Here is a 12,392-nt window from a genome sequence, read left to right on the forward strand (position 1 = left end):
ATGGAAAAAATTAACATATTGATTGTTGATGACCGACCTGAGAATATAATTGCTCTTGAGGCACTGCTGCAAAGGAATGACATTAACCTGATCAGCACTACGAACCCCAATGAAGCATTAAGAATTTCATGGGAAATGGATATTGCCATCGCTCTGGTAGATGTTCAAATGCCAGAAATGGATGGCTTTGAACTTGTCGAGATCCTAAAGAGTAACCCACGCACCAAAGACATACTCATTATATTCGTTACTGCTATATCAAAAGAAACAAAATATGCTGTTAAGGGTCTGAATACAGGTGCTGTCGATTATTTATACAAGCCGCTTGACCCTTTCGTTACTTCTGCTAAAGTTGATTCGTTCATACAGTTTATTCGGAATCAAAGGGAAATAAAACAAAAGAACAAAGAACTTGAGGCCTATCAAAAAGAACTGATAAAAGCAAAGGAGCAGGCAGAGCAAGGCAAGAGGATTAAAGAAAACTTTCTCGCCAACATGAGTCATGAGATTCGTACTCCAATCAATGGGATCATTGGTATTGCACACCTGCTTGAAAGAACACCATTAAATGAGGAACAAAAGGAGATGATTAATCTTCTGGAGATCTCATCCAGCTCTCTCTTAGGCGTAATTAATGATATCCTCGACCTCTCAAAAATAGAAGCTGGTAAATTCAAGATCAACCGAACAGAAACCGATATTGCGAGTATGTGCAGCGGTGTAATTAATTTACTCCGTATCAGAGCTAAGGAAAAGAAGCTGAATCTGACAACGGAACTGGATCCTGAATTGCCAAAACATATACTGGCAGATTCATTGCGGTTAAATCAGATCCTCATGAACCTAATCGGCAATGCAATTAAATTTACAACGGCCGGCAGTGTTACTTTAAAAGTTGAAATCGTCAATAGCAAAGGGAATAATATCCGCATTAAATTTTCTGTCGTTGATACCGGAATAGGAATTGCCTCTGAAAACATCGAAAAGATCTTTGAAACTTTTGAACAGGCAGATGAACAAACCACTGTCAAGTTTGGAGGAACCGGGTTAGGTCTGTCTATTGTTAAAAACCTGGCTAAACTTAAAGGTGGTTTGCTCGAAGTATTTAGTGACGAAAACAAAGGCAGTACTTTTTGCTTCACCAATTGGTATGAGGTTGTACGTGAATCAACCCCTGATCTGAAAAGTGTTAAAGAAGAACTCACTCCGCTTCCAAATGTAAAGGTCCTTGTAGCAGAGGATAACCCAATTAATAAATTTCTGATCGTTAAAATCCTCAAGGATTGGATGATCAATGCAGATGTAGTAGAAAATGGCAAAGATGCAATAGACAAGCTTAAAGAAAACCACTACGACATCGTTTTAATGGATACCTTCATGCCCGTAATGAATGGACTAGATGCAATTAAACTGATTCGTGACGGTTATGCTCCGGGTAAAGAAAATATCCCCATCATTACTTTCTCTGCTGCCGTAATGGACAATGATAAGAAAACTGCAATTGACGCTGGTGCGACTGACGTGATGAGTAAGCCATTCGAACTGGAAGTATTACATCAAAAAATCACGAAATACACTACTTATTAAATGCAGTCATTGTCAGCGCCGGACCAACAGTAACGAAGCTTTTGATCAGTTCCACACTCTTGTCAATCAATGCTGGCAATTCGGGTTGCTCATCTCTATCAAAGGGGGCAAGTACATAATCTGCTTGTCTTCCTTTTGGGAAATTATCACTGACTCCAAATCTCAGTCGCGGATATCCTTGCCCTCCGCACAGTCCTTCAATGCTTTTTAATCCGTTATGCCCCGCGCTGCTACCCTGAAGTTTCAATCTTAGTTTGCCAAGTGGCAATGCCAGGTCATCTACTATTACAAGTATGTTTTCCAAAGGGATCTTCAATTCATGCATCCAGTAATTTACAGCCTTGCCACTCAAATTCATATAAGTAGTTGGCTTGATCACATACAGTTTTTTGCTCTTAAAAGACAGCTCGGAATAGTAGGCCAGCCTCAGATTGGAGTAAGTGCCGCCCAATTGCTTCACCAACTCATCAGCGATGTTAAATCCTATATTATGTCTTGTATTTGCATATTCAGGACCTATATTCCCGAGACCGACTATCAGATATTTCATAATGCGACAAAGATAAGAGTAAAAACAAAAAAAGCAGTCCCATTCAGGACTGCTTTTTTTGTAGCTAATGCAGTAAATTATTTTTTACCAGCTTGTTGTTCAGCTTGTTTCAATGCTCTAGACATTCCTACAGAAACGATTGTATCTTCAGGAGTGTTAGTTATTACATAGTCACCTTTACCAAGGTCACGTACGCGGAACAAGTTACCGACTTCTAATTTAGCGATGCTCACTTCAACTGTCTGAGGCATATCTTTAGGTAATGCTTTAACACGAAGTTTACGTAATTTTTGAACCAGTTTACCACCCATTTTAACACCTGGAGAAGTTCCGGTCAATTTGATAGGGATCTCCATAAGGATTTCTTTCTCATCAAACAACTGTAGAAAATCTACGTGTAACAAAAGGTCAGTAAGTGGGTGAAATTGTAATTCTTTAATGATAGCTTTGATTTTTTTAGTTCCTAAAGTAATCTCAACAAAGTTAGCTTCCGGAGTATAAATAGCATCCTTTAATTCGGTTGTTACTACAGCAAAATGTTGTTGCTCTTTACCACCATACAATACTGCAGGAACTTTGCCTTCATAGCGAAGCTCTTTAGCATCGCGTTTCCCTACGTTCTCTCTAGGAGAACCGCTAATTGCGATTGTTTTCATTTTTCTATTTTTATTTTTGTTAAATTAAACGTTAAAAAGATCGCTGATAGACCCATGCTCATTTACATTGGCAATTGCCTTTGCAAATAAAGGAGCTGTGCTCAGTACCCTTATTTTTGGACTCTGTTGCTTCAAAGGAATTGTATCTGTTACAATCAGCTCTGTAAGCATAGAATTCTCTATAGTCTCATACGCTTTTCCAGATAATACCGGATGCGTACATACCGCTCTAACACTCTTCGCGCCTTTCTCCATAATCAGAGCGGCTGCTTTTGCAAGTGTACCTGCTGTATCACAAATATCATCGATCAGCACAATGTCCATCCCTGTCACGTCACCTATGATCGACATAGATTCGATTTCATTGGCACGTTTACGGCGCTTGTCACAAATAACCACCTCCGCATTAAAGAACTTTGCAAAAGTACGTGCCCTGTAAGATCCACCCATGTCTGGAGAAGCTATCGTAAGATTCTCTAAACCCAGACTCTTGATATAAGGAACAAAAATCACTGAACCATCAAGGTGATCAACCGGAATATCAAAGAAACCCTGGATCTGAGCTGCGTGCAGATCCATCGTCATGATCCTGTGGATCCCTGCAGATTTCAACAAATTGGCAACAAGCTTTGCACCAATTGCCACACGTGGTTTATCTTTCCTGTCTTGTCTGGCCAAACCATAATAAGGAACTACTGCAGTGATGTAATGTGCAGACGCTCTTTTAGCAGCATCTACCATCAACAACAATTCCATTAAATTATCAGAAGGCTGGTAAGTAGACTGAATCAGGAACACATCACATCCCCTCACCGTTTCATCATAAGAAGGCTGGAACTCACCATCACTAAACCTGTTTAGCGTAACGTCACCTAGAGGTTTGCCGTACTGTTCGGCAATCTTGATTGCCAAATCTTTTGTACCCGTTCCGGCAAAAAGTTTAACTGGGTTAAATTGCAATGGCATGATCGATTGGATATCAATGCTGGTTAAAAAAAATCGGATTGCGCTGTTTAATTCACAATCCGAATATTGTTTGTTGCCCGACCAGGATTCGAACCTAGACAAACGGTACCAAAAACCGTTGTACTACCTTTATACTATCGGGCAATCTTCCATTTAAAAGGCTTGCTTTGAAACGGAATGCAAATCTACGCAGATTTTTCATTTCTGCAAGCCCCAAATAAAAAAAATGTGAAATATTTTTTGCCCGCCAGCTTTCAAAAGCAATTATTCCCAGTAAATCAGTACCTTAAATCAAGCATTTTTTTTTCGATTAAACACGCCCATTCCCATATACACCGTGATCTATTACCAACAATCACATGATCCTCCCCTCAGTATAGAGAAAACACGCTGTATAAATGAGTACAAAAACTTACAAAAGGGGCTCTACAAGCTTTAAAATTTGTTAAACTCCTTATTACTTTATACGATTATCAATCTTATTCTTTATTTTCGGCTGCGCTTTAGTAGGCTCACTATTAATAACTACTTAATAAGGAAATGAATTATTCAAAGATTAATAACATCACCGGCTGGATCTGTTTTGGAATTGCCGCTTTAACTTACATTTTAACATTAGAACCTTCAGTAAGTTTCTGGGATTGCGGAGAGTTTATCGCCTCTGCATTAAAAATGCAGGTAGTTCACCAGCCTGGTGCCCCGTTATTCCTGATGATTCAGCGCTTTTTCTCTCTATTTGCTTTTGGTGACGTGACTAAAGTCGCTTACTTTATGAATGTGGGTTCTGGCATTGCCAGCGCTGCAACCATATTGTTCTTATTCTGGACCATTACGGCCCTGGCAAAAAAGGTATTAATCAAACAAGATGAAGAAATCACAAAAGCCAATCTGATCAGCATCATGGGTGCTGGTGCCGTTGGTGCGCTTGCTTATACATTTTCTGACAGCTTCTGGTTCTCAGCTGTTGAGTCAGAGGTATACGCACTTTCTTCGTTATTTACCGCAATTGTTTTCTGGGCCATATTAAAATGGGAAGCTGTGGCTGAAGAGCCCCGCGCCGACCGCTGGTTATTATTCATCGCCTATATCATGGGTCTGTCAATTGGTATCCACTTATTGAACCTATTGACTATCCCGGCAATTGGCTTTGTTTATTATTTTAAAAAGACCAAAAAACCAACTTCATCCGGTGTTATTAAAGCAGGGATAGTAGGTGTACTTATCCTTGCAGTTATTCAATATGGCATCATTCAATACTTGGTATCATTCGGCGCTTATTTCGATCTTTTCTTTGTCAATACCTTAGGAATGGGATTTGGTTCGGGGGTTATTTTCTTTGCCCTCCTGCTGATCGGCGCTTTAGTTTGGGGTATCCGTTACTCCATCAAACACCAGAAAAAAATACTTAACCTGGCGCTATTGTCAACTGTACTGATCATCTTCGGTTATGGTTCTTTTGCTATGATCATTATTCGTGCAAAAGCCGACCCTAACTTAAACAATAGTGATCCGGACAACGCCTTCTCATTCCTTGGTTACCTAAACAGGGAACAATACGGAGACAGACCATTACTATTTGGGCCCAATTATAACTCAGAGCCTGTTAATTATAAAGAAGGAAAGACCTTATATAGAAAAGGTGCCGAAAAATATGAGGTAGCAGGTAAGAAAACTGAGACTGAGTACGACAAAACTACTCCCTTCCCACGTATGTATAGTGACGATCCAAGACACGTAGAATACTACCGTGAAATGATGGGACTGGATGAAACCCATTTCCCTAATCTGGTAGACAACTTTGGATTCTTCTTCAGTTACCAGATCGGACAAATGTACATGAGGTATTTTATGTGGAACTTCGCAGGCCGTCAAAATGACGATCAGGGACAAGGAAGTCTATATGAAGGCCAATGGCTAAGTGGGGTAAAACCTATAGATGCGATTCGCTTAGGCGATCAAAGCCACCTCCCTCCTTCCATAACTGAAAGCAAAGCTTACAATCGCTTCTTCTTCCTTCCGCTGATCATAGGCTTAATTGGAGCTATATGGCACTTTAAACGTGATCAAAAGGATGCTGGTATTGTTGCTTTATTATTCTTCTTTACAGGGATTGCAATCGTGCTCTACCTGAATCAAAAGCCTCTGGAACCCAGAGAGCGGGATTATGCTTATGCAGGTTCCTTCTATGCATTTGCCATATGGATAGGAATTGGTGTACTTGCCATCAGGGAATGGTTATTTAAAAAGATTACTCCGGCAACGGGTGCTGTTTTGGCTACCGTAATCGGACTTTTTGCTGCTCCTGTTATCATGGCCGCTCAGGGATGGGATGATCATGACCGCTCAACCAAAATGGTTGCGCATGATATTGCCGTTGATTACCTGCAGTCATGTGCCCCAAATGCAATCTTATTTACATACGGTGACAACGATACTTACCCACTATGGTACGCGCAGGAAGTAGAAAACATCAGACCGGATATCAGATTGGTAAACCTAAGCTTATTCGATACTGACTGGTACATCAATGGGATGAAGCGCAAACAAAACGAGTCAGATCCATTGCCGCTATCTATGAATGAATCACAATACGTTCAGGGAGTCAGAGATGTGATGTACTTCCAGGATTATAAAATCGCAGGTTCAATAGAACTGAAGAACATCGTCGATCTATTGTTATCAGACAATGACGAAGACAAACTGCCAATGAACGATGGCAAAAAAGTCAACTTTATTCCTACAAAGAACTTCAAACTTACTGTAAACCGCGAAGATGTGATCAAAAACGGTGTTGTAAGCATTGCCGACTCGTCGAAAATTGCACCAGAGCTAGAATGGAAATTCAATAAAAACTATGTGACCAAAGGTACATTGGCTATGCTTGATCTATTGGCCCACAACAATTGGAAGAGACCAATCTATTTTGCAAGTACAGTACCTTCAGAGCAATACAATGGCCTCGACAATTACCTTTACAATGAGGGGCTGGCACTTCGTTTATTACCATTAAAAGCCGACACTACTGTTAGCAGAAGCGAGTTGATAAACACTCCCGTACTATACAATAACCTGATGAACAAGTTCGTATGGGGCAATGTTAAAAATGCAAGCTATCTTGATACACAGTCTGCTGATGACATCTCTATTTTCACGAATGTATTTAATAACGCCATTACCGGCCTGCTTAGAGAAGGAAAAATTGAAGATGCTAAAAAAGTAGCTAACCGTTATTTTGAGACAATGCCTGATCAGTTCTATGGCATGCGCTCTATGATGGGAACTTATTTCATGGCAGAGAACCTGTATGACCTTAATGATATCCCTAAAGCCAATGCTTTGATTGAAAAAGCCGCAGATTATATACAGAAAGAACTTACTTACCTTGGAGACGTATCACAAAGCAAGAATAAGTTTATTGGTAATCAAAACGTTCAGTTGGGCATGTCATTCTTAAATCAAATGTCAAAAACAACGGCTAAATACAAACAGACTAAACTAACTGAAAAGTTAAATAATCAGTTTGCAGCTCTGGAATCAAGGTTCTCAAGATACTTTGCGCCCCAATAAAGGGGGCGCTCCTATGCTGTTCTCCGGCTGCATAATTTGGCTCTGAAGGGAGCCAAAAGACGCTATGCCGGTTCGCAGCATACTCGCGCTTAGTACGCCCAAACTAATAAAAGGGAGAAGGCCTGCGATGATTAATCGCAGGCCTTCTCCCTTTTATTATCTAGTGTAAATTTTACTCTTTATCTAATAACTAATTCGATTGTCTTGCTTAATGTATGAAACGTATTAACCATCAATGAAGGCATCTACTTCCGCATGGCAAACTCGAGTTTCCGGAAGTCGCTGGTTAGCCTAGAAGCGAGTATTCTGTGAACCGGCATAGCGTCTTTTGGCTCCCTTCAGAGCCAAATTATGCAGCCGGAGAATCAGAATGCGAGCTTACTCGTTGACAACCCCCATTGCACAGAACTTCTCAATTCTCGTCGCAATCATTTTCTCTGTTTTCTCTTTTTTAAGCTCTTTAAGATCTTTCAAAATCTGCTCTTTAACAGTTTCCGCCATTAACTCCGGATTCTGATGTGCTCCACCAAGTGGTTCCTTAATAATCCCGTCAATTAGCTTGTTGCTGTACATGTCATCAGAAGTCAACTTCAGACATTCTGCAGCTCTTTCTTTATAATCCCAGCTCCTCCATAAGATAGACGAACAAGACTCAGGAGAAATTACAGAATACCAGGTATGTTCCAACATGTAAACTTTGTCGCCAATACCAATACCCAAAGCACCTCCTGAAGCACCCTCACCTACAACAAAACAAATGATAGGCACTTTCAATACAGACATTTCAAGCAAATTGCGAGCGATAGCTTCACCTTGACCGCGCTCTTCTGCCTCAAGGCCCGGGTAAGCACCCATCGTATCAATAAAAGAGATTACCGGTTTATTGAATTTTTCTGCTAAACGCATTAGACGCAATGCCTTTCTATAGCCTTCAGGATTGGCCATACCAAAATTACGGTATTGACGCTCTTTGGTATTTTTACCTTTCTGATGACCGATAATCATAACCGTCTGCCCATCGATGGTAGCAAAACCGCCTATAATGGCCTTATCGTCTTTAACGGTTCTATCACCGTGCATTTCTATAAAGTCATCGCAAATCAGGCTGATGTAATCCAGCGTCTGAGGTCGTTCAGCATGCCTTGACATCTGAACTTTTTGCCAACCGGTAAGGTTGCTATATAAAGACTGCTGTGTCTGTACCAGCTTTTCTTCCAGTTCTGTTAGGGTAGCAGACATATCTACTTTTGTTTTATCCGCAACCTGTTTCACCTTCTCAATTTGCTGAACAAGTTCAGTCAAAGGCTTTTCAAAATCAAATGATGTTTTTATCTGTTCCATAAGGGGCTGTAAAAATAAGGATTTTATTTTAAATCTCTCACAGGCTGTTTATGTTTCATTGCCCGACTCAAATAATCAACTATTTAACTGTTATTGTACCCTCGCTCTGCAGTGGGTGTTCCCGATATATACTATGCTTTTTTATTGCCAAATTTTTGCTATGATATTGCCTTTCTTTTGCCAATAGCAAAAGGATAGCAAAACAATAGCAAAAGGAAAGCAAAAGAATAGCAAAACAAAAATACTGCACATCATTTGAAAATAACCCGTAGTTAAACCGGTCAACCTGACTTGAGAACACACGAACTTACTCAAGGAGCTCCAAAAATTACGAATACTTTGCAGGTACAAAACCAATCTGGTTACATTCTCGTAATTAGATATTAATATGAAGAATCATAGATCTCATCATAATTGTGTTACATTAGCTAATTATAACAGGGATAAAAAGCATCATTTCATCTATAAAACAACAAATGGCAAAAAAAGTCACATTCATTAATGCCAATAAATCTACTTTTTATGCCACTGTAAGGAAGCGAGTCGACGCTTATTTCATTGAAAACTCCATTTCCGTTAATGCAAATGCAGCCATGTGGGTCAAAGCTGTGTTTTTTTTAACAGGCCTCACTGCCTGTTATCTATTGATACTCCTTGGAAATTTCAACGCATACATCACATTGACGTTGACCGTATTGTTGGGCATGTTTGGCGCGTTTGTAGGATTCAACATTTGTCACGATGCCATTCATAAAGCATTTTCGAAGAATGCCAACGTAAATAAAGCCTTGAGTTTTATATTTAACCTCATAGGGGCCAGCCCATATGTTTGGAATATATGTCATAACATCGTTCACCATACTTATACAAACATTGCGGGGCATGATGAAGACATAGATGTTGCTCCTGGTCTAATTAGATTTTCTGAATCAGAGACTGTCAATAAGTTGCAGCGCTACCAGCATTTTTACGCTTTTGTACTTTATAGCTTTGCGATGTTATCCTGGGTCTTCAGAAAGGATTTCAAGAAATTCTTTCAAAAAAAAATAGGTGAGCATGTCTTAGACCACCCTAGAGCAGAATATTTTAAGCTATTTGTATATAAAGGGATTTATTATTTTCTGTTCATAGTACTTCCTCTAATGGTAATGGATATTACCTGGTGGCAATTTCTCATTGGATTCTTAACGATGCAGCTCGCACAGGGTCTTGTACTTGGTCTTGTATTTCAACTTGCCCATGTTGTTGAAGGCACTTCATTCCCTTCTCCAGATCAAAAAGGGAATATAGAAGAGGCCTGGGCCGAACACCAAATGAGAACCACTGCCAATTTTTCGGTAGACAGTAAGATAGCAGCATTTTTCTGTGGAGGTTTAAACAGACAGATAGAACATCATTTATTCCCAAAGATATGTCACATTCATTATCCTCAAATTGGGAAAATTGTAAAAGAAACTGCACTGGAATTTGGCTTACCTTATATAGAAAGCACAACATTTAGTGCTGCGCTGGTTTCGCACTACAAGACACTTCGCCGCCTGGGAAAAGAAGCTTATGAAGAAAATAGGTATGTAAATAAATCTTCCTGTTTGCTTACGCGCAAGGTTTCTGCAATACACAGTTAGCCACTAGTTAAGGTATCCTCCATCATTTAGTATCTTAGACCATACCTGATAACCTTCTGGCTTAAGGTGTAAACCATCCATGGTCAGTTCCGCTTTTAGGCGCTTATTCTCATCTAAAAAATGAGGATATAAATCTATAACCGTGACTTTTCTGTCTGCCAGTTTCCTGATCTGATCATTTAACCAAAGAATATGTTCGTCTTTACCATAATGATTTTTAAACTTCTCAAATGTGCTGTTGACTGGCAACAAGGTATAAAAATAGATCTTGGTTTTCTTAGCACCTCTTTTCAGCCGATCGATGATCAATTTATAATTCCGAAGGATCAAGCTGTCGGGTATATTTCTTGAAACATCATTAACTCCTATCAGCACAAAAACCTTTGCAGGCTTTCTAGAAATGACCTCGTCCAGACGTTCCAATACGCCAAAAGTAATGTCGCCGGAAATCCCCCTGTTCTTTGCATTTGACAAATTCAGTAATTTAGACCAGTCTGTACCAGCGGTGATGCTGTTACCAAGAAACACAAACTCCTTTTTCGACTTTTCTTCTGCCTGGAATTTCGCTGTTAGTTCTTTGTATTTCGCAGGCCGGTAAGTACTGTCCCACCTTACAGTTTGGGCATTTGCATTACCAAAAGCCAACAACTGAAGCAAGAATAAGAATAAAACGTGCTTGAAAAGTAGTTTCATAGTGTCAAAATTGTTTAGTGAGATAAGGGGGTTAAATTAGCTAAATTTTTCTTTTCTCTATTCCATGTAAATGCCGTAAAGAAAATAGCTAAAAGGCATGAGATCGCAATTGCCATAAAACACGCATCCCAGCCGCTTTTATCTACTATGCTGCCCAATGCTGCATTTGCCAGCAAATCTCCTATAAAGTAACCGAACAAGCCTGTTAGGCCAGCAGCCGTTCCCGCAGCTTTTTTAGGAACAAGGTCTATCGCCTGTACCCCGATTAACATGACAGGTCCGTAAATAAAGAAACCAATTGCCCAAAGGGAAAGATTTTGAATGAGGTGACTTTCGCCGGGATTTTTCCAATAAACCAATACCGCAATTAAAGTCATTGTCATATAAAAAATTGTTACTGGTGCTCTTCTGCCTTTGAAAAACTTATCACTCATCACCCCGCATAGGATGGTTCCTGGTATAGCCGCTAATTCATAACCGCCAGATGACCATGCTGCCTCTGATTGTGTATAACCCTTAGCCTCTTGTAAAAAGGTCGGTGCCCAGTTTATAATACCATTTCTAACCAGGTAGACAAAGGCATTTGCTACTGCGATATACCAAAGGAGCCTGTTGTTCAGCACATATTTTAGGAAAATCTCCTTAGCTGAGAATTCTTTTTCCTGGGTTTTCGCATCGTAGGTCTTGGGATAATCATTGTTATATTCTTCAATCGGCGGTAAACCGACAGACTGAGGCGTATCTCTTACTAAGAATAATGCTATCAAAGCGAACAAAACAGCTACCATTCCCGGAAAATATAACTTGGCATGCCAATCTGCAAAAATCTCAAACCCCCATACGGTTAATATCCCCACCAGAAAGCCCCCAAAGTTATGCGCTAAGTTCCAGATAGACATTGCCGTTCCTCTTTCTCTAATTGAATACCAATGTGCAACGACTCTCCCGCATGCAGGCCAGCCCATTCCCTGCACCCATCCATTAATGAACAATAAAACAAACATGATGGCAATGGACGAAGTGGCAAAAGGGATTAGTCCCATAAAGATCATAGTAAAACCAGAAAGTACCAGGCCGATTGACAAGAAATACCTTGCATTACTCCTGTCTGATATATTACCCATCAAAAACTTACTGAACCCGTAGGCAATGGATAATGCAGATAGTGCAAAGCCCAACTGACCCTTGCTAAACCCCAGCTTTTGAAGCTCAGGTATGGCAAATGAAAAGTTTTTACGGACAAAATAGTAAGCCGCGTAGCCGAGAAAAATACCCAGAAAGACTTTGATCCGCTGTGTTTTGTATTGTTTATCTACTTGCTCTTTCGGCAATAATGGCTGATGTGCCGCAGGTGGCGGAAAAAGATTGAAACCCATATGTTTTGTTCGGTTAGTTTTAAGGTTCAGG

The 12,392-nt window shown here is 40.0% G+C and carries 9 protein-coding genes and 1 tRNA gene; 3 read left to right on the forward strand and 7 right to left on the reverse strand.

All coding sequences use genetic code 11. From position 1 onward, the window contains the following. On the forward strand, nucleotides 1-1,587 hold the full coding sequence (locus FA047_RS08535) for a response regulator (RefSeq protein ID WP_136835548.1): 1,587 nt from the start codon (nucleotides 1-3) through the stop codon (nucleotides 1,585-1,587). Here the strand turns inward: FA047_RS08535 and pth are convergent. The 4 genes from pth to FA047_RS08555 form a co-directional block, all read right to left on the reverse strand. Continuing rightward, the gene (gene pth / locus FA047_RS08540) at nucleotides 1,577-2,137 is read right to left on the reverse strand and encodes an aminoacyl-tRNA hydrolase (protein WP_136835549.1); all 561 of its coding nucleotides are present in this window, start codon (nucleotides 2,135-2,137) and stop codon (nucleotides 1,577-1,579) included. The two genes, FA047_RS08535 and pth, sit on opposite strands and share 11 nt — an antisense overlap. A gap of 77 nt (nucleotides 2,138-2,214) precedes the next feature. After that, a complete protein-coding gene (locus FA047_RS08545) occupies nucleotides 2,215-2,793 on the reverse strand; it encodes a 50S ribosomal protein L25/general stress protein Ctc (RefSeq protein ID WP_136835550.1) in 579 nt (192 codons plus the stop codon). A gap of 24 nt (nucleotides 2,794-2,817) precedes the next feature. After that, nucleotides 2,818-3,759: a ribose-phosphate pyrophosphokinase gene (locus FA047_RS08550; RefSeq protein WP_136835551.1), complete on the reverse strand. Its 942-nt coding sequence runs from the start codon at nucleotides 3,757-3,759 to the stop codon at nucleotides 2,818-2,820. Nucleotides 3,760-3,832: 73 nt separating this feature from the next. Continuing rightward, nucleotides 3,833-3,903, reverse strand: a tRNA-Gln gene (locus FA047_RS08555). A 396-nt stretch (nucleotides 3,904-4,299) separates the two neighbouring features. On the opposite strand from FA047_RS08555, the gene FA047_RS08560 reads away from it, so the two are divergent. Further along, the gene (locus FA047_RS08560) at nucleotides 4,300-7,326 is read left to right on the forward strand and encodes a DUF2723 domain-containing protein (RefSeq protein ID WP_136835552.1); all 3,027 of its coding nucleotides are present in this window, start codon (nucleotides 4,300-4,302) and stop codon (nucleotides 7,324-7,326) included. Nucleotides 7,327-7,704: 378 nt separating this feature from the next. Here the strand turns inward: FA047_RS08560 and FA047_RS08565 are convergent, their stop codons facing one another. Next, nucleotides 7,705-8,667 carry an acetyl-CoA carboxylase carboxyltransferase subunit alpha gene (locus tag FA047_RS08565; protein WP_136835553.1) on the reverse strand — a complete coding sequence of 321 codons (963 nt, stop codon included), beginning with the start codon at nucleotides 8,665-8,667 and terminating at the stop codon, nucleotides 7,705-7,707. Between the two features lie 476 nt (nucleotides 8,668-9,143). Between FA047_RS08565 and FA047_RS08570 the strand changes: the two genes are divergently transcribed. Next, nucleotides 9,144-10,292, forward strand: a complete 1,149-nt coding sequence (locus FA047_RS08570) for a fatty acid desaturase family protein (protein WP_136835554.1) — start codon at nucleotides 9,144-9,146, stop codon at nucleotides 10,290-10,292. Between the two features lie 3 nt (nucleotides 10,293-10,295). Here the strand turns inward: FA047_RS08570 and FA047_RS08575 are convergent, their stop codons facing one another. Further along, complete coding sequence (locus FA047_RS08575; protein WP_136835555.1) at nucleotides 10,296-10,985, reverse strand: GDSL-type esterase/lipase family protein; 690 nt, start codon at nucleotides 10,983-10,985, stop codon at nucleotides 10,296-10,298. A 14-nt stretch (nucleotides 10,986-10,999) separates the two neighbouring features. Then, nucleotides 11,000-12,361 (reverse strand): glycerol-3-phosphate transporter, encoded by a 1,362-nt coding sequence (gene glpT / locus FA047_RS08580; protein ID WP_136835556.1) that lies wholly within the window; start codon nucleotides 12,359-12,361, stop codon nucleotides 11,000-11,002. Nucleotides 12,362-12,392: the final 31 nt, after the last annotated feature.

This window comes from Pedobacter frigoris (assembly GCF_005116445.1).
Lineage (GTDB): Bacteria > Bacteroidota > Bacteroidia > Sphingobacteriales > Sphingobacteriaceae > Pedobacter > Pedobacter frigoris.

Coding starts and splice junctions, on each gene's coding strand:
- FA047_RS08535 (WP_136835548.1), top strand. CDS start 1: ATGGAAAAAATTAACATATTGATTGTTGATGACCGACCTGAGAATATA.
- pth (WP_136835549.1), bottom strand. CDS start 2,137: ATGAAATATCTGATAGTCGGTCTCGGGAATATAGGTCCTGAATATGCA.
- FA047_RS08545 (WP_136835550.1), bottom strand. CDS start 2,793: ATGAAAACAATCGCAATTAGCGGTTCTCCTAGAGAGAACGTAGGGAAA.
- FA047_RS08550 (WP_136835551.1), bottom strand. CDS start 3,759: ATGCCATTGCAATTTAACCCAGTTAAACTTTTTGCCGGAACGGGTACA.
- FA047_RS08560 (WP_136835552.1), top strand. CDS start 4,300: ATGAATTATTCAAAGATTAATAACATCACCGGCTGGATCTGTTTTGGA.
- FA047_RS08565 (WP_136835553.1), bottom strand. CDS start 8,667: ATGGAACAGATAAAAACATCATTTGATTTTGAAAAGCCTTTGACTGAA.
- FA047_RS08570 (WP_136835554.1), top strand. CDS start 9,144: ATGGCAAAAAAAGTCACATTCATTAATGCCAATAAATCTACTTTTTAT.
- FA047_RS08575 (WP_136835555.1), bottom strand. CDS start 10,985: ATGAAACTACTTTTCAAGCACGTTTTATTCTTATTCTTGCTTCAGTTG.
- glpT (WP_136835556.1), bottom strand. CDS start 12,361: ATGGGTTTCAATCTTTTTCCGCCACCTGCGGCACATCAGCCATTATTG.